Below are 21,892 nucleotides of genomic sequence, written 5' to 3'. Positions count from 1 at the left end.
TCGAGAGCGCGCGCCGTCGGCCTGGCGGCGCGCGCCGCGACGACGCGCCAGCGCGCCTCGTCCGCGCGCTGGAGGCTCACGGCTTCTGGAAGGTCTTGCCCGGGTACTTCCGCTCGAAGTGCCCCACGATGCCGTGGCCGATCGCCTCGATGGTGAGCCCGGCGATCGTCATCTTGATGGCCGGCCCGATCACGGGGACGAAGCCGACCGCCCGCGTGGCGAGGAATTTGAGTCCCTTCCCGAGGATCGCGAAGCTCCCGCCGGCGGCGGTCGTCGCCACGGATCCCACGGTCTCGCCGTAGATCTGGCCGACCATCGACATCATGTGGGTCTCGATCGCGACGAGCCCGGCGGAGGTGGAGATCGGGAGCGGAAGCGCGGCGAACGCGGCCCCGCCGATCGCGTAGCGGTGAACCCAGCGGCGAGCTTCATCCCTGCACGTCGTCATGCTTCGAGGTTGCCGCAAATCACGCCGTCCGTCCATCGAGCAACGCGCCGGCGGCGCCTGCGCTACGAGCAGCCTGGGCGCACCCCGCGCCTTCTGTGCGCTGTCTTCCCGCTCGGCGGGAACCGCGCGTGCATGGCCCTCGCTCGGCTCGACCTCCGCGCTCACGCCGGAGGCTGGTGCCCGAGGCAAAGCGACCCCGCGAGGGGATGTTGGACCGTCGGAGCTCGCGGTTCCGAGCTCCAGCGAGGTGCCCATGACAGCTCGACCCGCGCTCATGACCCTGCCCCTTCTCTGGGCCTGCGCCGCCCTCGCCGCGTGCGGCGCGGAGCCGCGCCCCTCCTCGCCCGGAGCGGAGCCGCCTCCCGGCCTTGAGACCCCGGGGGCGCCCGACGCCGAGGCCCTCCCCCTGTTCGGGGACATCGGCTCTCTGCGTCACCCCGTGACGACCTCATCGCAGATCGCGCAACGCTACTTCGATCAGGGGCTGAGGCTCGTCTACGCGTTCAACCACGACGAGGCGAAGAGGGCGTTTCAGGAGGCCGCGCGCCTCGATCCCGGCCTCGCGATGGCCCGCTGGGGCGTCGCGCTCACGCTCGGCCCCAACATCAACCTGCCGGCCGCTCCCGCGCGGGAGCGGGCCGCCTTCGAGGCCATCGAGGAGGCGCGCGCGCTCGCCGCGTCCGTGAGCGAGCGCGAGCGCGCGTACATCGAGGCGCTGGCGACGCGCCACGCCGCCGCGCCGGGCGGCGACCGCGGCGCCCTCGATCGCGCGTATGCGGGCGCGATGCGCGAGCTCGCCCGCCGCTACCCCGACGACCTCGACGCCAGCGTCCTCTTCGCCGAGGCGCTCATGGACCTGCGCCCGTGGGATCTCTGGACGCTCGACGGCCGGCCGCAGCCCGGGACCGAGGAGATCGTCCTCACGCTCGAGCGCGTGCTCCAGCGCGATCCCGAGCACACGGGCGCGAATCACTATCTCATCCACGCGCTCGAGGCGTCGCCCGCGCCGGAGCGGGCGCTGCCGAGCGCCGAGCGGCTCGCCGGCCTCGCCCCGGGCGCCGGGCACCTCGTGCACATGCCGTCGCACATCTTCTTTCGCGTCGGTCGCTACGCGGACGCCTCCGACGCGAACGAGCGCGCCGCCGCGGTCGATCGCCGGTACATCCGCGCGCGGCGCCCGGAGGGCGTCTATCCGATGATGTACTTCCCTCACAACCTCCACTTCCTCTCGGTCTCCGCGGGCATGGAGGGGCGCGGCGCCGTCGCGCTGCGCGCCGCCCGCGAGCTCGTCGCCGAGGTGCCCGACCAGCATGTGCAGCACATGCCGACGCTCGAGATGTTCCGGCCCGCGCCGCTGTTCGCGCTCGTCCGGTTCGGCCGGTGGGACGAGATCCTCGCGGAGCCGGCGCCGCCGCCCGAGCAGCGTTACACGACGGGGATCTGGCGCTACGCGCGCGGCCGGGCGCTCGCGTCCAGGGGGCGCCCCGACGACGCCGCGCGCGAGGCGGCGGCGCTCCGGGCGATGTCGTCCGAGGGCGCCGGCGACGTGACGATCGGCATGAACAGCGCGAAGGACCTGCTCGAGATCGCCGCGCTCGTGCTGGAGAGCCAGATCGCGTCGGAGCGCGGCGAGACAGGCGCCGCCATCGGCATGCTGGAGGCGGCCGCGCGCGTCGAGGACACACTGCGCTATTTCGAGCCGCCGGACTGGCCCGAGCCGGTCCGGCACACGCTCGGCGCGGCGCTCCTCAAGGCCGGTCGCCCGCGCGACGCCGAGGCGGTCTACCGGGAGGACCTGCGGCGGAACCCGGACAACGGCTGGTCGCTCTGCGGGCTCGAGCAGAGCCTGCGCGCACAGGGCAGGGAAGAGGAGGCAGACGCCGCACACGCGCGCTTCGAGCGCGCCTGGGCGCGCGCCGACGTGCGGCTGTCCGGGTCACGCCTCTGAATGTCCGGCCTCGAGCGGCGATGAACGACGAGGAAAAGCGCGCGTTGCCGGCATGCGCGAGGAGCGATCTGCTACGTTCTCCAGGTGTCGCGCGCGAAGCTTGGACTCTCGACGCTCCGGCGTCTCTCCTCTTCTCTCCCAGCCTGCCTGTTCGCCGCCTCGCTCCCCGGCTGCGAGAGCACCGAGCTCCCGCCGTACAGCGAGCTTCCGGACGAGGGCGAGCTCACGTGTCTGCCGGGGGAGCTCGTCGGCCCGAGCGCCTGTATCACGGTGGGAATTCAGGGCTGTGTCAGCGACTTCATCGCGGACGACGGCCTCTGTCGTCCCGCGCCCGAGCGCTGCTCGCCCGGGACAATCCCGCAGCACAATCAGGGCTGCATCGAGGTCGGGATCCCCGGCTGTGCGGCGGAGTTCGTGGAGGACGGGGGCTGTCATCCGACGATGGCCCGGTGCCCGGAAGGGACGTTCGCGCTCCCGCAGGAGGGGTGTGTTTCCATCGACGGGCCGGACGGCTGCGGCGAGGGGCCGTGGGGCCAAGTCATCGAGGTGCCCGGCGATATCCATGTCGATCCCGGGTACGGCGGTGGGGACGGCGCCGGGTCGCGGGAGCGGCCGTTCGCGACGATCGCCGACGCGCTGGCGGCGGTGGAGGCGGGCGGGCGCATCATCCTGGCCGAGGGCGACTATGATGAGCCGGTCGAGGTCACGGAGCCGATCGAGATCGTCGGGCGGTGCGCCTCCAGGGTCTCCCTCCGGGGCGAGCAGAGCGACGCGAGCGGCAACGTCAGCGCGGTCTGGTTCCACGACGTCACGGGCGCCGGCGTCCGCGGCGTGAGCGTTGTCAGCCCCTCGATCGGGCTGCTCGTCCAGGCGGCGACGGTGGCGGTGCGCGACGTGCGCGTCACGGGCGCGAGCGGCAGCGGCGTCGTTGTCGCGCAGCCGGGCGCGAGCCTCGACATGTCCCGCAGCCTGGTCGCGCGGACGGGCGGGGTCGACGGCGACCCCTGGACGAACGTGCTCGTCCTCTCGGGGGCGCGGGCGCAGCTCGCCGACAACGCGCTGATCGGCGGCACGGTCAACCTGCGGATCGGCTCCGAGGCGCAGGAGGTGGTCGCGGACGGCAACCTGCTGGAGGCCGCGGCCCCGCAGGCGGGGACGAGCGACGGTGTCGGCGTGCTCCTCGAGGCGGGTCTGCTCACGCTCGAGGCGAGCGCCCTGGTCGATCACCGCACCGGCCTGCTGGTGACGGGCGCCGGCGCGTCGCTCGTGGCCTCGCGCAGCCTCATCGCGGCCCCCGCCGCGGGGGTCCCGGGGTCCGGCGCCGTTGTCGTGGAGCAGGGCGCCCTCGCGTCGCTCGCCGCCAGCGTGCTGTCGGGCGCGTGCGACGCGCAGCTCCTCATCACCGACGCGGGCACGAAGGTCGACGCGTCCAGCAGCCTCTTCCAGGGCGCGGCCGCGGAGCACGACCGCCTCGGGATCGCTGTCGAGCAGCGGGGCGGAGCGCTCTCGCTGTCCTCGAGCCTCGTGCGCGGCGCCGGCGACGTCGGCGTGCTCGTCTCGGGCGGGGAGCTCTCGGCCTCGGGCGTGGTGGTCGAGGGCACGCGCGCGAGCCCGATCCATCGGGATCGCGCCGCCGGCGTGCTCGTGCAGGGCGCGCGCGCCACGCTGGCGTCGACCTATGTCCTGGGGGCCCACGTCGCCGGCGTGGCGGCCTCCCACGGCGCCGATCTCGAGCTCGAGGGAAGCCTCATCGAGCGCACGCGGCCGGAGGAGCGCGACGGCACGGGCGGCGTCGGCCTGCTGAGCGGCGGGGCGGCGGGCATCGTCATCCAGCGATCGGCGGTGCTGGAGAGCCGCGCGTCGGGCGTTCTGCTGCTGTCCTCGCCGGCCCGGGTGGAGGAGACGCTCGTCCGGGGCGTCGAGGGCGGAACGCTCTCCACCCTGGACGAGGGTCAGCTGGAGTCGGTGCCGGACATGGGGGACGGCCTCCTGGTCCTGCGCTCGACGGCGCAGGTGAGCTCGGTGCAGGTGGAGGGCTGCGCGCGCGCCGGGCTGCTCTTCGACGACAGCGACGGCGCGCTCGCGAGCTCCCGCTCCACCGGCAACCGGTTCGGCCTGGTCGTGCAGGGCGCGCGCGCGCCGACGGTGGCTCAGGACAACACCTTCGAAGACAACGAGGAGAGCGACCACGTCGACGCGGGCGATCTCCCCGTCCCCGGGAGCGCTTCGCCCGCGCCGTAGCGAGCCCACGCCACCGGAGAGGCCCGGCGCGTCACGTGATGGACGTCAGTCCCGGAGGGCCGCGCAGGGCGCAGTCGGGAGGGCGCCAGTTGCCCTGTCACGAGCGCGTCGCGCGCGTGGCCTCGGGGCGTCATGGCGCGTCTCCTCGCCGCGCAGGGAGGACGGGTGTCCGGCCGCGATCTTCGGGGAGACGTCGCGGCTCGAGGCGCCTCTCGGAGGGGCGGATCGCGTCGCCGAGAGCTTGCGTCGATGTCGCGGGAACGACGTGGCTCGCATGTCACGATGATGTGGATGACAACGATCGCGCACCTCACGGACTTTCATCTCCTCGAGGCGGATCACGATCGGCGCCGGGGCGCCGAGCGGTGGCGGCTTCGCTACCTGAGCTTCGGCCGCCCGATCGACGCCGCGCAACGCCGCCGTCGCGCGCTGACCGCGCTTGTCGAGGCGCGGCGGAGCGGGGCCGACCACCTGGTGCTCACCGGCGATCTCACGGAAGACGGGACTGCCGCGCAGTTCGAGGTGCTCGCCGCGGCGCTGGCGGAGAGCGGCTGGGACCCGTCGCGCGTCACGCTGGTGCCCGGCAATCACGACGCATATACGGGAGACGACGCCTGGGGGCGCGCCCTGCTCGGCTGTCTCCGTCCCTTCGCGGCGACGAGCGGGCCAGGGACGACCGTCGCCCTCCCGGGGGCCGTCGTCGCCGCGGTGTCGACGGCCATGACGCAGCCGGTGACCCGCTCGGCGGGCGCGATCGCGGCGCACGAGCTCTCGCAGGTCGCCTCGCTGGCCGCCGAGACGCGGCGCTCGGGCAGCGCGCTCGTGCTCGCCCAGCACCACCCGCCGCTCCGCCATCCCATCGGCGCGATGCAATGGCTGGATGGGCTCATCAACGGCGCGGAGCTCATGGCGCTCCTCCGCGAGCACGATCACCTCCACGTGATCCACGGCCATACACACCGTGAAAGTGACGTGCCCGTGCGCTCCGGCGCGCCCCCTCGCATCTTCTGCGCTCAGGCGCTCGTGGACGGCCCCTCCCCGCTGCGCCTCTACCGAGCGCGCCACGGGCGCCTGCTTTCAGAGCGGACCAGCGTCTGGAGCGGCGCGTCGGCGATGGCGATGGCGTAGAATCTCTCACAGGCACTGGACAGGCGCGCGCCCCGCAGCGCCCTCTTTTCGCCGGAGACGAGGCTCGTATAGAGTCGCCGTCGGATCATGAAATTCACTCGCCTTCTCAGGGGATCCCCCACCCTCCTTGCTGTTTCGTCGCTCGCGTCCGTTCTCGGCTGTGGCGGCGCCGAGCCCGCCCCCGCGACGCCGGAGATGCTGGACGCCGAGCCTGTCACCGAGTCGCGCCCGTCGATGAACTCGCGGTCCGAGATCGGCGGGATGAACGAGGAGAAGGTGCAGGCGGCGTTCCAGCGCGTCTCGCCTCGGCTCTCGCGCTGCTACGAGAAGGGCGTCCAGCGCATCCCCTATCTCGGCGGCGAGATCCGCTTCAAGGTCCGCGTGACCGAGGACGGCGCCGCGCGCTGGGCGTTCGTGAAGGACTCGACGCTGGGCGACCGTGAGACCGAGGCGTGCATGCTCAAGGTCCTGAAGGCGACGCGGTGGCCGAGGCCGGTCGGCGGGGAGGGCCTCGCGGAGAACAGCTTCACCTTCGAGCCGAGCAGCGACGAGCGCCCGCCCGTGCCGTGGACGCCCGACCAGCTCGGGACGCCATACAAGAAGGCGCGGCCGGCGCTCGAGTCCTGCCGCAGCCAGGCGGGCGCGAGCCAGCTCAAGGCCACGCTCTACATCGACACCGACGGCAAGCCGCTCAGCGTGGGCGTCTCCAGCGCCGACGAACGCGGCGAGGAGGCCGCCGAGTGTGTCGCCGGCGCGCTTCGCGAGGTCACCTTCCCCTCCCCTGGCAGCTACGCCTCGAAGGTGAGCGTGGACATCGACTGACGCGCGCCGGGGGCGCGCGTCGCGGGACTGCGCTACGCTCTCGACGTGGGCAAGGTACTCCGGCAGATCCTGGTGCTCTTGTGGAAGGTGGCTCGCCTCGTCCTGTGGAGGTGGCTGAGGCCGCGGCTGACGAGGTTCCTGATGATCACCGCAGCGCTCGTCGGGGTCATCCTGCTCGTGGTGGCCGTGCTCGGCAGGCTGTAAGGCGCGAGCCGGGCGTCCGCTCCGGCGTCGTTCGCTTGTCCGCCGTGGGTCCCGGCAAGTAGTCTTCCCTGCTTGCATGGGTAGCTCACCGTCCTCCTTGCTCCTCGCGACCCTGGCGTGCGCGATCGCATCGGCGAGCGCCGCCGCTTGCTCCGAAGAGAGCCCCGCCGCGGGCTCACCGCAGCCGCTCGAGGCCCCCCAGCAGCCCGCCGAGTCGAGCGCTCCGCGCGCGCCTTCGGAAGCAGAGGCGCCACGCGCCCCATCCGAAGCGGACGCTGCCCGCGCCGAGGGGGTCGAGCCCGCCGTGCACGTCGACAAGGCCCCCTCGGAGGCCGCGGCGGCGCCGTCTGCTGTCGCGCAGGAGGGCGCGCGCATCTACTCGAAGGCGCGGTTTGCCTGGATCAACCCCGGACCGTACCCGACGCGGGGCTGGAGCGGCTACCTCGGGCTCGGCGGCTCCGTCGCGCTGCGCGGCGGCAGCGTCGAGGCCGCGCGGACGCCCGGCGAGGGGTGCGACGCGTGGTACGCCGTCGAGCCGCGGGGCTACGTCTGCGCGGGCGCCGCCGCGACGATCGATCCGAACGATCCGGTCGTGGCCGCGCTGCGGCCGCACGCACCGCGGACCGACTCCCCGTGGCCGTACAGCTACGCCGAGTCGACCGGCGCCCCACGGTACCGCGCCCTCCCGAGCGCGAAGGAGCAGCGGCGCGCCGAGTGGGACCTCGCGGAGCACCTCGCGAACATCGCGAAGGTGCGCGCGGCCGAGGGCTCGAGCGATGACGCCATCCGGGAGATCGACGAGGCCCTCGTGGGGGTCGATCTGAAGCCGGCGGGCGTCGCGCCCCCCGCGCTCTTTCCGTTCGGCGACCTCGTGCGCGAGGGGCGCGACCGGATCGTGAACGGCTCGACGGTGGCGTTCACCCAGGTGTTCGACGCGCAGGATCGGACCTGGGTGGTGACCTCGGATCAGGCATACATGCCGAAGGATCGGCTGAAGCCCTACCCGCGCTCGAGCTTCCAGGGAGTATGGCTGAAGGACGGGCGCTCGCTCCCGCTCGCGTTCTTCCGCAAGGCCGATCGACCGAAGTACCAGCGGGGCGCCGGCGACCGCTTCGAGCCGACCGGCGCGTCCTTCGCGCGTCTCGCCTCGGTCGGGCTCACCGGTCGCGCCGAGGTCGAGGACGGCGAGCGGTACCTCGAGACGCAGGAGCCCGGCATCTACGTGCTCGAGGACGACGCCGTGGTGATCGAGGCGGCGAAGCGCTCGCCGCTCGATGGCGAGAACGATCCTTCCGCGGCGCCGCGCAAGTGGATCGATGTGAGCGTGCTCGGCGGCTGGTTCGTCGCCTACGAGGAGCTCACCCCGGTCTTCGCGACGCTGATCTCGCCTGGGCGCGGCGGCGTCCCGAGGAAGGGCATCCCCGCCATCGAGACCGCGGCGACGCCGACGGGGCGCTTCCGCATCGACGGGAAGTTCGTGACGGCGATGATGGTGTCGAGCTCGAACGACAACATCGTCCACTCCGAGGTGCAGTTCGTGCAGAACTTCCACGGCCCCCACGCGCTGCACGGCGCGTACTGGCACGACGCCTGGGGCGAGCTGAAGAGCGGCGGCTGCGTGAACCTCTCCCCGATCGACGCGAAGCAGATGTTCGCCTGGACCGACCCGCCGGTGCCCGACGGCTGGCACGGCCTGCGGGCCTCCCGCGACGCCGGCCGCTCCACGGTGGTCCTCATCCACCGCTGATCGCGCGCGCGATCCGGTCCACGAGCCGCAGCGCGGCTTCCGCGAACGCGGCCGGCTCGATCAGCAGGCTGGCCACGAGGAAGCCGTCGCGCGGCATGTCGAAGAAGTAGCCGGGGTGGACGATGATCCCCTCGTCGCGCACGAGGAGCTCGACCCAGCCGTCCTCGTCGTGGACGCGCGGGACCTCCAGCGTCGCGTACCAGCCGCCGTCGATCGGGAGCCGCCGGACCGCGCCCCCTGCGCGCGCTGCGATCGCGGCGTCGAGCGCCGCGAGGTTCGCCTGCACGCGCGACAGGATCGCGCGCTGCACGGGCGCGCGCGCGGCGAGGATCTCCGGCAGGGCGAGCTGCACCGGCGTGCCGACCGAGAGGTACGTGTCGGCGATCATCTCGATCCGCTCCACCGCCGCCGCGGCGAGCTCCGGCGGCCCCGAGACAGCGATCCAGCCGAGCTTGAGCTGCGGCAGCGCCATCACCTTGGAGAGCCCGCTCAGGACGAACGTCAGCGCCTGCCGCCGGCCTGCGAAGCTCGGCAGGCGGTCCGGGGCGGGCTCTCCGTGCGCGTAGTCGCCGAAGACCTCGTCGACGATCAGCGCGAGGCCGCGCTCGCTGGAGATCGCCTCGAGCGCCGCGGCGTCGTCGCGGCGCACGAACGTGCCGGTGGGGTTGTTCGGGTGGACGAGCACCACCGCGCGCGTCCGTTCGCCGGCGGCGCGCTCCAGCGCGCCGAGGTCGATGCGCCACCCTTCTTCCCTGACGAGCGGGTACGGCGTGAGGGCGACGTCCTCGAGGCAGGCGAGGTACTCGAGCAAAGGGTAGGACGGCACGGGAACGAGCACGTCGTCACCGCGCTCGGCGAGCAGCTTGAGCAGCCAGCCGTACGCCTCGCTCGTGCTGGCGGTCAGCACGACGCTGGCCGGCTCCACGTCGAGGCCCCGTTCCTTGTAGTAGCGCGACACCGCGGCGCGCGCGGCGGGATCGCCGAGCGGCAGCGGCGCGTACCTCGCGCCGCGCGGCTCGCCCAGGAGCGCGATGAGCGGAGCTGTCTCGGCGATCCCGCAGCGCGTCGGGTTCGACTCGGTGAAGTCGACGAGCGCGCGCCCTGCACGGCGGGCCTCGGCGAGCACGGACGCGAGCCGGTTCTCCGAGAGATCCCAGCCGGTGCGCGCCGCGAACCGGAGCGGCCTCGGCGCGCTCGCGCGCCCCGCGTCCATCTCTGCCGTGGGAGGTCGATCTGAGCTTACCCGTTTCTCCATCGCGTCCTGTTGCATCGCCGTCGTGGTCTACCCCGCCCCGCCGCCCGGCCACGGTGACACGGACGGCGCCGCATGGCAGCCGGACGTGAAGCCGCGACGACGACCTCGGTCGCCGGGCACCGGCGCGGCTCGGCCGCGGCGGCGCTCAGCCGCGGCCGCGCCGGCGCGCGGCGATGGCCGCGGCGAGGGCGCCCGCGAGGCCGCACGCCACCCGGCTCGACGGGAGCCCGCGATCCGAGCCGGCCGCGGCGCAGGAGCACGCGCCGCTCGCCGCCCCGAGCTCCCCGTTGGCCATCCACACGTCGCTCCCGACCGGGAGCTCGCGCGCGCCGAGCGAGACGCCGTCGTAGAGCACGTCGACCGTCAGCGTGGATCCGCCCGAGCCGCGGGGCGCGGCGACAGCGAACTGCCACAGCCCGCGGCGCACCTGCCGCAGCGGCGTGTGCATCACCCCGCCGCGGAGCGAGACAGTGAGCTTCCCGTCGCCGCCCCCCAGCGGCGAGCCGTCCGGGCGCCGCATCTCGATCGTCCCCCAGACCGGCCATGACGGGTCGGGTCTGGCGTAAGCGCTCGACAGCACGTACCAGCTCCGGTCGAACGCCGGCTCGTTGCCCCTCGCCCCGGCCTCCTGCAGCGCCAGGCGCGCGCCCTCGAGATCGAGCACGCCAGGACCGAGCTGCGCGTCGAGCGGCACGTCGCCCTTCGGATACCGCGCGCCCGCCTGGAGCACCTCCGTGACCTCGGCCTGGCTCAGGTTCGGGTCGATCTGGAAGAGGAGCGCGATCGCGCCCGCGACCTGCGGCGCGGACATCGATGAGCCCGAGGCGATCGCGTGGAAGTCGTCGACGACGAAGCAGGGCACGTCGTCGGGGCACCCGGGCATGTCGAACAGCCCTCCGTGCCCTTCGCGCGGGTCCACCCCGCTCCCCATGGCCGCCGCGACGAGGCCGCCTGGCGCGCTGATCTCGGGCTTGGCCACGCCGAACGGCGTGGGGCCGGCCGCGCTGAAATAGCAGGCGCTGTCCTCGTGGATCGCCTCGCCGTCGAGGTTCATGAGGAGCACGCTGTCGCTGGTCCCCTGCGGCTTCCAGCGGACGCGGTTGATGGTGCACCCCACGGCGAGCAGGCCAGGGTGGCTCGCGGGCACGTTGATCGTGCCCTGCTTGATGCCGCGCGTGAACAGGAGCCCGAGGTCGTGCGACGGCGAGACGTCGCCGAGCCCCGTCACCCAGAGCTGCGCGTCCCCGCGGCCCTTCAGACGGATGGCGAACTCGCCGGCCTTCCACGCCCCGCTGAACGCCACGACCGCGCTGTTCGTGTCCGCGGTGATGGGCGACTTCCCGTTCGCGAGCCGGTTGATCACGGCGCCGGTCGTCTCGCCGTCGTCGCCCGTGTAACCCGCGTCATGCCCGGGATCGACCAGGCCGATCCACGCCTCGCCGCCCGGTCCCTCGAGGCCGACCGACACCTCGTCGCCAGGCCGGAAGGTGATCCACACGTATCCTTGCCCGCTCGACGCGCTCGGCGTTCGGATGGGCACCCGCGTCTCCGCGTGCGGCGAGACGTGCGCCTCCGTGTGGATCCCCATCGGTCCTGCGCCGTCGACCTCGTACAGCGCGCCGCTGTTGCCGGCCGCGACAACGATCGCCCGCCCGGGGTGCGCGCTGCCGACCATCGCGGCGAGCCCGGCCTCGAGCGGGCTCGTCCCGTCGTGGGGCCCGAAGTCGCTCCCCACGCTCAGGTTGACGACCGCCGGCATGTTCAGCTCATCGGCGCGGTCGAAGATGAACTGCACCGCCTTGAGGATGTCCGGATCGTCGAAGCCCTCGCCCGGTCGCGACGGCGCCGCGACGATCAGCGTGGCCGCTGGCGCTACCCCGACGTACCGCGGCCGCTCCGCCACCATCGGCCCGCCGTTGCCCGCCGCGATGGAGGCGACGTGCGTGCCGTGCCCCGTGATGTCGCGGAGGAGCCCCGGCTCGCCCTTCGTGAGCAGGGCGTCGATGTCCACGTCGGAGACGATCGCGCACGGCGACTGGTCCGGGTCATCGCACCCGTAGGTCTGCTCGAGCGACGCGTGCAGCCCTCTGGGGCTTCCGGCCTGCAGCATCCATCGGATCCGCGTCTTGCCGTTCTCGTCCCGGAAATCCGGGTGGGTCACGTCGATACCGGTGTCGACGACGCCGACGACCACCCCCTTGCCATCGGCGCCGGTGGCCCGCCGGTACTGCTCGACCCGGATCCACACCTTGGACCGATCCAGGAGCGGTCGCCGCGGCGGCCCCGTGAGCAATGCGAGCTCCGGATGCGCGGCGGAGAAGGCGCCGACGTTGCCGGGCGCGAGCCGGACGGTCCCGAAGCCCGGCGCGACCGGGAGCAGCCCGAGCGACCGCGCGTCGGCGCCCGCAGGCAGCGGCACCAGCACGGGGATGCGCCCGCGCGGATCGGCGAGCGGATGCCGCCCCGCGCGCGGTCGCAGCAGGCGCGCCATCGCCGGGGCCGGGGCGTCGGCGCGCGCTTCACCCGCCGCGAGAGCGAGGCCGAGCAGCGCGAGGGAGAGCGGAAGTCTGCGGGCGAGCACGGGGCGAGTCTACATCACCTTCACGCGCGGCCGCGCCGCCGAGCACGCCGTCCTTGCCGCGCGCGCAACGCCGCCCGCCCACGCGCTGCGCGCCGCTCACACAGGCGGCACGAGGTGCTTCTTGCGCGGCCGCTCCTCGACCTTGCCGGCGTACCGCTCGAAGCGGCGCGCCACCTCGCGGCGGAGGCTTGCCGTCGGGATGACCGCGTCGATCACGAGCTCGCTCGCGAGCTTCTCCAGGTCGACGTCGGCCCGGTACTCGTCGCGCAGGTTCTGGACGAGCGCCTCACGCTCTGGCCCCGCCGGGATCGCCTGGATCTTGTTGTAGTAAACGGCGTTCACCGCGGCGCTCGGCCCCATGACGGCGATGGACGCCGACGGCAGCGCGATGCACTCGTCCGGCGCGAACGCCGGCCCGCACATCGCGTAGAGGCCGGCGCCGTACGCCTTGCGCACGATGACGGACAGCTTCGGCACGCTCGCCTCGCTCACCGCGGCGATCATCTTCGCGCCGGCCCGGATGATCCCTTGCCGCTCCACGACGGTCCCGATCATGAAGCCGGGCACGTCCGCGAGGTACAGGAGCGGGATGTTGAAGGCGTCGCAGAGCCAGATGAACCGCGCCGCCTTGTCGGCCGAGTCCACGAACAGCACGCCGCCCTTGTATTTCGGCTGGTTCGCGACGATCCCGACCGCGCGCCCCTCGATGCGCGCGAGCCCCGTGATGATCTCCCTCGCGTAGAGCTTCTTGATCTCGACGAAGCTGCCCTCGTCGATGATGGCGTCGATGACGGCCATGATGTCGAACGGCTTGTTCTCGTCGGCGGGGATGACGTCCTCGAGCGGCCGCTGCCCCGCCTTCTCCGGCCGCGGCTCGACGCGCCATGGAGCCTCCGCGGAGCTCTGGGGCATGAGCGCGAGGTAGCGCTTCGCGAACGCGATCGCCTCCTCCTCGGTCTTCACGAGCACGTCCCCGCACCCCGAGACCGAGCAGTGCATGCGCGCGCCGCCGAGCTCCTCGAGCGTGACCTTCTCGCCGATCACCATCTCCGCCATGCGCGGCGAGCCCAGGTACATGCTCGCGTTGCTCTCGACCATGCACACGACGTCGCAGAACGCCGGGATGTACGCGCCGCCTGCGGCCGACGGGCCGAACAGCAGGCATATCTGCGGCACCAGGCCGCTCAGCTCGACCTGGTTGTAGAAGATCCGGCCCGCGCCGCGCCGCCCGGGGAACATCTCGATCTGGTCGGTGATCCGCGCGCCCGCCGAGTCGACGAGGTAGAGCAGCGGGCACCGGAGGCGCCGCGCGGTCTCCTGCACGCGCAGGATCTTCTCGACGGTGCGGCGCCCCCACGAGCCGGCCTTCACGGTCGAGTCGTTCGCCATCACGCACACGGGGCGCCCGCCCATCGTCCCGGTGCCCGTGATGACGCCGTCGGCCGGCAGCTCGGGATCCATCGCGTTGGCGAGCGCCGCGTCCTCGATGAAGCTCCCTTCGTCGAGGAGCAGCGCGACGCGCTGCCGCGCGAACAGCTTGCCCTGCTCCGCGTTCTTGTCGTGGTACTTCTGCGCGCCCCCCTTCTCGATGCGCGCCGTGAGCTCCCGCAGCTTCTGATCGAGCGACATGGCGCGACCCATAGCCCTAAGCGCGCCGGGCGACCACCTCCCGCGCCGCCGTTTCGAGCTCCCGCGCGGTCCGGGCCACCAGCACCTTGGTCGACGCCGCGGCGTAGCGCAGCATCGCGCTGTCCCCCGTACCCCAGGCGCCGGGCCCCTCGGGGCAGAGCCAGAGCAGCGCCCGCGCCCGGTCGCGGAGCCTCCTGACGACCTCCGCCTGGTCCGCGAAGTAGTTCGTGCGGCCGTCGCCCAAAATCACCAGGGTCACCCGCCTGTCGACCTCACGTCCGTGGCGCTCCTCGAAGGCGCTGAGGACGCGCCCGTAGTTCGAATTGTGCGCGCGGCTCACCACCTCGCCGCGCTGGATCCGCTCGAGCGCCGAGCTCGTCGGCAGCGCGGCGAAGAGCTCGGTCGTCTCCGCGAGCTCACTCACGAAGACGAACGACCGTGTCCTATCGAAGAGCTCCTGCGCCGCGCAGACGAACTCGAGCATGAACCGCGCGGCGACGCGGACCGAGTCCGACACGTCGCACAGGACCATGAGGCGCGGCTTGTCGCGCCGGCGCGCCCGCCGCGCCGGGTGGAACGGCACCCCGCCCGTCTGGAGGCTGCGCCGCAGGGTCCGGTGGGGATCGATCCTGCCCCGCCGCGCGCGGCGCCGCCTGACCCGCTCGGCGCCGCGGAGCCGCTCGGACAGCGCCCGGACGGCGCGGCGCACCTCCTCCATCTCGCCTTCGCCGAGCGAGGCGAACGGCACATCCATGCGGCCCGGGGTCGCGCGCTCGTCGCCGTCGAAGCGCCGCAGCGCCAGCGTCACGTGCTCGCGCACGCGGTGCCGCATCCGCTCCATCTCCGCGCCGAGCGCCTCTGCGAGCGCCCTTCCCCGCTCTTCGCCGAGCGCCTCCTCGAGCGCGCTCCGGATCCGCCGCAGCGCGCTCGCGACGGCCGGCACCCCGAGCTGGTCCATCACCCGCTGCGCGAAGAACCCGACCTGGAGCGAGCTCGTCATCGGCGCGAGCACGCGCGCGATCCCGGCCGACTGGAGCGCGCGCTCGAGCTCCCCCGCGGTCCCGGCGAGCGCCTGGAAGCCGATCGCGTCGCCGGAGACGCCGCTGCGCTCCGCCGCGGCGTTCAGCAGATCGCGGAGGGCCGACAGCTCGCCCTCCGAGAACCCGCGCTCCCGCAGGCGCGCCCAGAGGTCCCCGACGTGCGCGCCCTCGGGCGAGAAGAAGCGGTCGAACGAGGCGTGATACCGGCGGAGGTCGGCCGCGCGGTCGACGACCACCGCGCCGATGGCGTCCCGCAGCGCCGCCCGGCTGCCGAACCCGACCAGCTCGCAGGCGCGCGCGACGTCGATCGCCTGCGCCGTGGACACGGCGAATCCGTCGCGCCGCAGCGCCCACAGGAACTCGTCGATGGAGAGCAGCATGGCGGGTTACCCGGAGGACGGCCGCGACCCCGCGGCCGTCACGGCGACGGCGCGGGCTCCGCGAGCAGCGCCTGAAGGAGCTTCTCGACCTCGGCGTGCCGCGACGGGTCGTACCCGACCAGCACCTCGCGAATGACGCCCTTCTTGTCGATCACGAACATCGTGGGGAGCGCCTTGACGCCGTACGCCGCGGAGGTCGACTCCGAGGCGTCCGACGCCACCGCGTAGCGCATCGAGAGGGCCTGCGCGGTCTTCGTCGCGACGCCGACGTTGTCGCTCGTCACGCCGACGACCCGCAGCCCCTGCGCGGCGTACGTCGCGTGCCACTTCGAGAGCTGCGGGGCCATCAGGCGGCACGGCGCGCACCAGGTCGCCCAGAAATCGAGCAGCACCACGTTTCCACGCAGGGCCCCGACGTTGGCCGGGACGGTCCCCGCGACGGTGGTGAGCGACTTCCACACCGGCGCGAAGGTGCCGATCTTGTCGAGGCGCAGGATCTGATCGTGCCCGGGGAACGGCACGAGCGTCGGCACGACGTCCCGCTCTCGGCCGCCGCGCCGGATCCGGAGGTTCACCACGTTGCCCGGCCCCGCGAGGGCGACCCGCGCGACGAGCTGCTTCGGGTCCTCGAGCGGGACGCCATCTGCCGCGACGACATGGTCCCCGTCCACGATGCCCGCCTTGGCCGCCGGCGAGCTGGTGATCACGTGCTTCGCGACCACCCCTCCGGCCGGACCGGGCTCCAGCTCCACGCCCAGCCAGGCGCGGCGAGACGCTTCCTCGGCTGCCGCATGTGAGGCTCCTCCCATCAGCGCGGCGCCTGACAGCGCGACCAGCGTTGCAGCGAAGAGGGCGCGCCACGCGCGGCCTCGCCTGGAAGAGGCCAGGTGCATCCTGGGCAGTGTAGCATCTCGACCGGTGCGGTCCCGGTCTCGACCCCGCCTCTCTGCACGCAGCGCGCTCGCAGCCGTGTCTCTGACGTCGGCCGTGCTCGCGACCGCGGCGCGGTCCCCCTCGGGGTGGGCGCCCTTGCCGCTCGGCTGTGCGCCGCCGCCTCGCCCGCCAGGCCATGCCGCGGAGACGACGGCGTGGATCGAGGGCGGCTCCAGCCCCATCGCCGAGCCGCGCGCGCCGGCCGCAGCGCCCGCCGCATCCCCCGCCGCGGAGCCCGCCGCCTGGGAGCTCGCCCCGCAGCTCGCGAGCTTCAAGCGCGCCACCGACCGAGCTCGCTCCCAGCACTTCACCGGCGAGCTGGAAGGGGAGGTGCGGATCAACGCGGCCGCCTCCCCGTACCCGGTGCTTGGCCCGGATCACGTCCTCCTGCCCGGCGCCGCCGTGGTCGAGCTCCATTACCCGGCAGGCTCGACAGAGCCCGTGACGCTCCTGGCCATGGTGAAGCGGCCAGCCGGCTACGACCCCGACGGCGGCGACTGGGAGTACGTCATCCTGACGCCTCAAGGCACATCCACGCACCGCGGCGCCTTACCGCTCTGCAAGCGTTGCCACGCTGACGCCCCGCACGATCACCTCTTTGGCGGCCCGCGATAGCGCACCGCGTCGCAGGCCAGCGGCATTGCTGGCCTTGGTCTGCAAACATTGCGAAGCACGGATTCCGACGCGACATCGTTGCCCGAGCCTGGACCGCTCTGGAGCTCGTAACCCCTGAAGAAACCGTTGCGAAACGTCATGATTCCGCCGGATGTCGCGCGCCGGGAAGTGCGCCGCGGACGACGCGACGAAATGGCACAGAGGCTGCTCAAGGCGGAATTGGCCGCGCTCTTCGCTGTGGGCTGCAGCGTCGCGCGGTCTTCCTCACCTCCTGAGGGCCTCGTTCGCTTGTGCTTGGTCGTTCGCTGGCGCTTATCTCGCCTCGTCGATAGCTCGGCTGCTGCTTGGCTTACGATTGCTTCCGTTCCTTCAGCTTGGTCTGCGCTCCGCTTCTCGCCTCACTCGATCTTTGCCTTGCCGTTCGAGAGCGTTTGAAAGCGCGCGGCCATTCCTCGATGGAATCGCCGCGCGCCATGTTTTTGTCCAGCGCTGCCCCGGCCGGTCGGCTCGATGGGCAGCGGCTCAGAGCACTGCGCAGCTCGCTCGCCCGGCCTCACCGGGTCGGATCAGCGGGCAAGCTCTCAGCCACCCGGCTCATCCTCAGCTCCCTGGAGGCGAGGTGCCCGGCGGCCGGGAGCAGCGAGAAACGGGGCCGCGTTCGTCCCCGGAAGCCGCACGCCGGAGCGGGCCCGCTTCCGGCCCATCACTTTTCCTTTGACAGCGCGCTCGGGGGCGTATAAACGCCGGCACTCACTTCGCGCAACTGAGCGCGACGCGAGAGTGCGGTGGCGTAGCCACGTCTTGTTGCTTGCCTTTACCAGAGCGCCCATAGCTCAGCTGGATAGAGCATCGGCCTACGAAGCCGGGGGTCGGAAGTTCGAATCTTCCTGGGCGCGCCTGATCGGTTGTGTGACAGTTCCCGAGACCTGCAATGGATGACGGAGCAGAGGTGCTCCTCTCCGCCGCCGTACGAGCGGAGGACGACGTCGACGAGCTGCGGATGCGCGAGGCGATCGCGGAGGCCGAGGCTGCGGCAGCGTCCGGTGACGTCCCGGTGGGCGCGCTGATCGTCGATGCGAGCGGGGCTGTGCTGGCGCGCGGCCGAAACCGGCGCGAGATCGATCAGGATCCGACCGGGCACGCCGAGGTGGACGCGCTCCGGGCAGCGGCCAGGCAGCTTGGCCGGTGGCGGCTCGAGGGAGCGACGGTCTACGCGACGCTGGAGCCGTGCCCCATGTGCGCGGGCGCGCTCGTGAATGCCAGGATTGCGCGGCTTGTCTACGGTTGCCCGGATCCGAAGGCGGGAGCGGTGGATACGCTCTTCACGATCGGCCGTGACAATCGGCTCAACCATCGCTTCGCTGTCACGTCGGGCGTGCTCGCGGACGAGTGCGCCGGCCTGCTTCGCTCCTTCTTCGCGAAGCTCCGGGCCGCTGCGCTCAAGCGCTGACCGCCAGGTCCGCGCGGTCCGAAGGCAGAGGGCTGGCGGTCGGGCATCGCCGATTCCAGGCGTAGCTCGTCGCATGCCCGGCACGACGGAGCGCCGCACGCCTGGAGAGCGACCGGGCCCGTTCCGCGCACGGCGCGGGTCATGGCCCTGTCCAGGCGTCGCCCAGCTCGTCTTCCGGCCTCTCCTCGCTGCCTTCCCCGGCGGGCTGCCGCGGCGCCAGGTGAGGCGCTGGCGAGCCTCGCACGACGGTCTCCTGCAGCCCCTTCTCGAGCTCCTCGTCGGAGATCCGATGACGCCTGTGCGCTATCTGCATGAGCTTACGCAGGTACCCGCTCCACGCAGGCGTCACCTCGCCGTTCGCGCCGAAGTGCTGCACGTTCGGGTTCGGCAGGATGGACGCAATGTAGAGCGCCTGTCCGAGCGAGAGCTGCGCGGCCGACGCGTTGAAGTAGTGCCGCGCGGCAGCGCCGATGCCGTAGACCAGCGGCCCGAACTCCACCACGTTCAGGTAGAGCTCCATGATCTGCTCCTTGGTCAGCTCCTGCTCGAGGTACATCGTGAGCAGGGTTTCCTGGAGCTTGCGCGCCACGCTCTTGGTCCGCTCGAGGTAGAGGTTCTTGGCGAGCTGCATGCTGACCGTGCTCGCCCCCCGCACGAACCTCTTCTTGCGGAGGTTCTCGCGGATCGAGTTCTTGATGGCCTCCTCGTCGAACCCGTGGTGTCGATGGAAGCCGCCATCCTCCGTGGTCAGCACGGCGACCTCCATGAAGCGAGAGATATCTTCGTAGGGGACCCACTCGGCGGTCCCCGGCCCGGACTGGATCTCCACGCGCTGGCGACCGGGCCCATAGACCAAGCGCTTGAACGCGCGCTTGAAGCGGTCGACGCTCAGCTCCGGCGGCATCTCGGTCACGCGGCAGGTGTTGGAGATGCCCCAGTCGAGCGAGAATGTCCTGTCCAGGCTGGCGGTATCGAAGCGGAGCTTCCCTTCGATCCCGAACGAGCCGGCGAGCCGCATTCCGTGGAGCTTCGCCACGACCCCTTTCGGCGCCGAGTCCAGCATCGACTGGCAGGCCGTGAGGGGGACCTCGAAGCTGCCGCGGATCCGATGTGAAGCGCCGGCGCGCTCGTACTCGCCCCGCGCGATCAACCTCAGCGCGCCGAGGTCGATCTCGGCGTCCTCTGCGGTGATCTTCGACCCATCAAGCTTGCCGTTTGCCTTTGCCCGCCACGCCAGATCCAGGCCGGCGATGGGCTCGTCGGCCAGGGCCGTGCTCCGCAGGGAGAGGTTCTTCAACCTCCCCTCACCGTCGATGCCCAGCGTCTGGCCGTCCGCCGACAGGACCACCCGCGCGCGGCTGACGATCGAGGTGCGCGTCACATCGAACAGCCCCATGTCGCCCTCGTGGACGCCGAGGGTCGACAGCCAGATGGGTCCTCCCTGCACGTCCGCGACGATCTCCTGCGGGACCTCCTTCGCGTCGCTGATCGGCACGCGGAGCCGGAACGTGAGCGCCTGCTGGGCGTCAGCGCCGACCTCCGGGATCGCCGCCTCTCCAGGCGAGAGCTCCACCACGAGGGCGCCTGCCTCCCGCCGCACCGCGAGGCTTCCGGGCCCCAGGTTGAGCATGTCGACGTCGCGCTTGAGCCGCGCGGTCACCCCTGCCACGTCCACCTTGGCCTCGTCACCGAGCGCCAGGTCGACCCCGCGGGCCGTTCGCAGGAGGGCTTCTCGGATCACAGCCCCGCGGTTCTGGCCCGCGTCGTCCCCGGCGGCGTCGTCCGCTGCTCTCGTGACCTGTGCCGGCCGGGTGCTGCCGCCGCGCTCGGGCGCCACCTGCTTTTCGGGCTCGATCGCCGGAAGCGCGACCTCGGCGTCGATGGCCGCAGCCGACAGCTCGTTGACCTGATACCGCGCCTGCTCCCGGACGAGCACCAGCCGGCCCTCGCGGACCGAGAACGCCGCACGTCCGAGGGACAGCATCGCTTCCCGGGCGGAGATGGCCGTTCGCCCTTCGGCGCGCGACAGGCGCACTCCGGCCGCGGACAGGCTCTCGGTGGGCGCCTCGCCCCGGTCGCTCCAGACGAGCCTTAGCCCCTCCAGCTCGGTGCTCCCGCCGCCTGTCGAGGCGGTACCGGGGCGACCCGCGGGCAGCCCAGCGCGCCACGTCTCCAGCTCGTGAAGGATCGCGTCGCGCGGGCCGACGGCCGAGATGGTTCCCCCGCGCATGGCCACCCGACGCTCCGCGAGCCCGAGGGACACGTCCACCTCTTCCAGGCGGATCAAAATGCTCGGAGCGCCACGCAGCCGGACGTCCACCCCTTTGAGCGAAACGCCGCTCCACGTGGGCCGAACCTGCTCGATCGCGAGCGATGCCCCATATCCACCAGCAGCCTGCTCCGCGCGGTAGCGCACAAAGGGCGCAAACCCCACGATGAGCCCGCAGCCGAGGGCACCACCGACGCCCGCGGCGAGTTTCCAGCGCTTGGGTCCCAAGGTTCCCCTAGGGTAGCAACGCTCGGCCGCCGGGAGAAATCAGATGATAGACCGCCGCGGAGGGTATTCCTCGGCCAGCGCGGGGAGGGCCGCTCTTCACGGCGGAGTCGTGCGGTTCAGAGCGCGCCTCATGCCGCCGGCGACCGCCGTAGGCGGTTCGCGCCCGGCCTGCGGCTAGAACGCGGAACGGCTGCGAGAAGACAAAAAAAAACCTGCGCACGGCGATGCCTGTGCGCAGGTCGAAAGAAAATCCCGGCGGCGTCCTACTCTCCCACCAGGTTGCCCTGGCAGTACCATCGGCTCCAAGAAGCTTAACTTCCGAGTTCGGTATGGGATCGGGTGTAGCCTTCTCGATATCACCACCGGAAACTTGTGGGTGCGTCCAATCGGAACCCGCGGAGCTCGCTTCTCGCGATGCTCTACGCTGGGCCAGCTGTGTCACGCTGCTCGTCACCCGAACTCCGGGCGCGACGCTTCGATGTTTGCCTTAGAAGTATGGTCAAGCCGCACGACCTATTAGTACCGGTTAGCTCCTCCGATTGCTCGGCTTCCACACCCGGCCTATCAACCTCGTGGTCTACGAGGGGTCTTTAGGGACCTTGCGGTCCGGGACACCTGGTCTTGAGGCCGGCTTCCCGCTTAGATGCTTTCAGCGGTTATCCGTTCCGTACATGGCTACCCGGCTATGCCCTTGGCAGGACAACCGGAACACCAGAGGTACGTCCACCCAGGTCCTCTCGTACTATGGGCAGCTCCTCTCAAGTGTCCTACGCCCACGGCAGATAGGGACCAAACTGTCTCACGACGTTTTAAACCCAGCTCGCGTACCGCTTTAATCGGCGAACAGCCGAACCCTTGGGACCTGCTCCAGCCCCAGGATGCGATGGGCCGACATCGAGGTGCCAAACCGCGCCGCCGATATGAACTCTCAGGCGCGATCAGCCTGTTATCCCCAGAGTACCTTTTATCCGATG

Annotated in this window: 15 protein-coding genes, 1 tRNA gene and 2 rRNA genes (1 of these 18 running past the window's edge); 9 read left to right on the top strand and 9 right to left on the bottom strand. The window is 72.0% G+C overall.

The features are described from left to right. Window positions 1-76: 76 nt before the first annotated feature. A complete protein-coding gene (locus WMF42_RS12425; protein ID WP_233562507.1) occupies window positions 77-448 on the bottom strand; it encodes a hypothetical protein in 372 nt (123 codons plus the stop codon). A gap of 253 nt (window positions 449-701) precedes the next feature. Between WMF42_RS12425 and WMF42_RS12420 the strand changes: the two genes are divergently transcribed. The 6 genes from WMF42_RS12420 to WMF42_RS12395 all read left to right on the top strand — a co-directional run bounded on the left by WMF42_RS12420 (window position 702) and on the right by WMF42_RS12395 (window position 8,538). Continuing rightward, a complete protein-coding gene (locus WMF42_RS12420) occupies window positions 702-2,396 on the top strand; it encodes a hypothetical protein (protein WP_437692014.1) in 1,695 nt (564 codons plus the stop codon). Between the two features lie 84 nt (window positions 2,397-2,480). Beyond that, window positions 2,481-4,637, top strand: coding sequence for a DUF1565 domain-containing protein (locus tag WMF42_RS12415; RefSeq protein ID WP_437692012.1), 2,157 nt, complete (start codon window positions 2,481-2,483; stop codon window positions 4,635-4,637). Window positions 4,638-4,928: 291 nt separating this feature from the next. Continuing rightward, a complete protein-coding gene (locus WMF42_RS12410; RefSeq protein WP_199694261.1) occupies window positions 4,929-5,765 on the top strand; it encodes a metallophosphoesterase family protein in 837 nt (278 codons plus the stop codon). 195 nt (window positions 5,766-5,960) lie between these two features. Continuing rightward, the gene (locus WMF42_RS12405) at window positions 5,961-6,587 is read left to right on the top strand and encodes an AgmX/PglI C-terminal domain-containing protein (protein ID WP_233562506.1); all 627 of its coding nucleotides are present in this window, start codon (window positions 5,961-5,963) and stop codon (window positions 6,585-6,587) included. 45 nt (window positions 6,588-6,632) lie between these two features. Continuing rightward, entirely contained in the window at window positions 6,633-6,791 is a 159-nt protein-coding gene (locus tag WMF42_RS12400; protein ID WP_155798983.1) for a hypothetical protein, read from the top strand. 304 nt (window positions 6,792-7,095) lie between these two features. Next, on the top strand, window positions 7,096-8,538 hold the full coding sequence (locus tag WMF42_RS12395; RefSeq protein WP_437692009.1) for a L,D-transpeptidase: 1,443 nt from the start codon (window positions 7,096-7,098) through the stop codon (window positions 8,536-8,538). Here WMF42_RS12395 and WMF42_RS12390 read toward each other — a convergent pair. From WMF42_RS12390 to WMF42_RS12370, 5 genes are all read right to left on the bottom strand, one after another. After that, a complete protein-coding gene (locus WMF42_RS12390) occupies window positions 8,525-9,751 on the bottom strand; it encodes a pyridoxal phosphate-dependent aminotransferase (RefSeq protein WP_437692007.1) in 1,227 nt (408 codons plus the stop codon). The genes WMF42_RS12395 and WMF42_RS12390 overlap by 14 nt on opposite strands. 187 nt (window positions 9,752-9,938) lie before the next feature. Then, on the bottom strand, window positions 9,939-12,374 hold the full coding sequence (locus WMF42_RS12385; RefSeq protein ID WP_437692006.1) for a S8 family serine peptidase: 2,436 nt from the start codon (window positions 12,372-12,374) through the stop codon (window positions 9,939-9,941). A 96-nt stretch (window positions 12,375-12,470) separates the two neighbouring features. Continuing rightward, window positions 12,471-14,003, bottom strand: a complete 1,533-nt coding sequence (locus WMF42_RS12380) for an acyl-CoA carboxylase subunit beta (protein WP_437692004.1) — start codon at window positions 14,001-14,003, stop codon at window positions 12,471-12,473. A 16-nt stretch (window positions 14,004-14,019) separates the two neighbouring features. Next, a complete protein-coding gene (locus WMF42_RS12375; RefSeq protein ID WP_061612979.1) occupies window positions 14,020-15,423 on the bottom strand; it encodes a VWA domain-containing protein in 1,404 nt (467 codons plus the stop codon). Between the two features lie 38 nt (window positions 15,424-15,461). Beyond that, entirely contained in the window at window positions 15,462-16,232 is a 771-nt protein-coding gene (locus tag WMF42_RS12370; protein WP_267888160.1) for a redoxin domain-containing protein, read from the bottom strand. A 160-nt stretch (window positions 16,233-16,392) separates the two neighbouring features. Here WMF42_RS12370 and WMF42_RS12365 point away from each other — a divergent pair, with 160 nt between their 5' ends. The 3 genes from WMF42_RS12365 to WMF42_RS12355 all read left to right on the top strand — a co-directional run bounded on the left by WMF42_RS12365 (window position 16,393) and on the right by WMF42_RS12355 (window position 18,421). Next, the gene (locus WMF42_RS12365) at window positions 16,393-16,971 is read left to right on the top strand and encodes a hypothetical protein (RefSeq protein ID WP_437692001.1); all 579 of its coding nucleotides are present in this window, start codon (window positions 16,393-16,395) and stop codon (window positions 16,969-16,971) included. Between the two features lie 822 nt (window positions 16,972-17,793). After that, a tRNA-Arg gene (locus tag WMF42_RS12360) sits at window positions 17,794-17,867 on the top strand. A gap of 104 nt (window positions 17,868-17,971) precedes the next feature. After that, on the top strand, window positions 17,972-18,421 hold the full coding sequence (locus WMF42_RS12355) for a nucleoside deaminase (RefSeq protein ID WP_061612982.1): 450 nt from the start codon (window positions 17,972-17,974) through the stop codon (window positions 18,419-18,421). A gap of 139 nt (window positions 18,422-18,560) precedes the next feature. On the opposite strand, the gene WMF42_RS12350 is transcribed toward WMF42_RS12355, so the two are convergent. From WMF42_RS12350 to WMF42_RS12340, 3 genes are all read right to left on the bottom strand, one after another. Next, window positions 18,561-20,684, bottom strand: a complete 2,124-nt coding sequence (locus tag WMF42_RS12350; RefSeq protein ID WP_437691999.1) for a biosynthetic peptidoglycan transglycosylase — start codon at window positions 20,682-20,684, stop codon at window positions 18,561-18,563. Window positions 20,685-21,168: 484 nt separating this feature from the next. Next, a 5S ribosomal RNA gene (gene rrf / locus WMF42_RS12345) occupies window positions 21,169-21,285 on the bottom strand. A 128-nt stretch (window positions 21,286-21,413) separates the two neighbouring features. Continuing rightward, window positions 21,414-21,892 (bottom strand): 23S ribosomal RNA (locus WMF42_RS12340) (it continues 2,531 nt past the right edge of the window).

The sequence above is a fragment of the Sorangium sp. So ce176 genome, from assembly GCF_051519835.1.
Lineage (GTDB): Bacteria > Myxococcota_A > Polyangia > Polyangiales > Polyangiaceae > Sorangium > Sorangium cellulosum_G.
The sequence above is the reverse complement of the archived record's forward strand: the minus strand, read 5'-3'. Positions and strand labels throughout refer to the sequence as shown.

Bases quoted from the DNA above. Each gene is read 5' to 3' on its own strand.
- WMF42_RS12405 (WP_233562506.1), top strand. From the start codon at position 5,961: ATGCTGGACGCCGAGCCTGTCACCGAGTCGCGCCCGTCGATGAACTCG.
- WMF42_RS12425 (WP_233562507.1), bottom strand. From the start codon at position 448: ATGACGACGTGCAGGGATGAAGCTCGCCGCTGGGTTCACCGCTACGCG.
- WMF42_RS12420 (WP_437692014.1), top strand. From the start codon at position 702: ATGACAGCTCGACCCGCGCTCATGACCCTGCCCCTTCTCTGGGCCTGC.
- WMF42_RS12390 (WP_437692007.1), bottom strand. From the start codon at position 9,751: ATGGACGCGGGGCGCGCGAGCGCGCCGAGGCCGCTCCGGTTCGCGGCG.
- WMF42_RS12370 (WP_267888160.1), bottom strand. From the start codon at position 16,232: ATGGGAGGAGCCTCACATGCGGCAGCCGAGGAAGCGTCTCGCCGCGCC.
- WMF42_RS12355 (WP_061612982.1), top strand. From the start codon at position 17,972: ATGCGCGAGGCGATCGCGGAGGCCGAGGCTGCGGCAGCGTCCGGTGAC.
- WMF42_RS12375 (WP_061612979.1), bottom strand. From the start codon at position 15,423: ATGCTGCTCTCCATCGACGAGTTCCTGTGGGCGCTGCGGCGCGACGGA.
- WMF42_RS12380 (WP_437692004.1), bottom strand. From the start codon at position 14,003: ATGTCGCTCGATCAGAAGCTGCGGGAGCTCACGGCGCGCATCGAGAAG.
- WMF42_RS12410 (WP_199694261.1), top strand. From the start codon at position 4,929: ATGACAACGATCGCGCACCTCACGGACTTTCATCTCCTCGAGGCGGAT.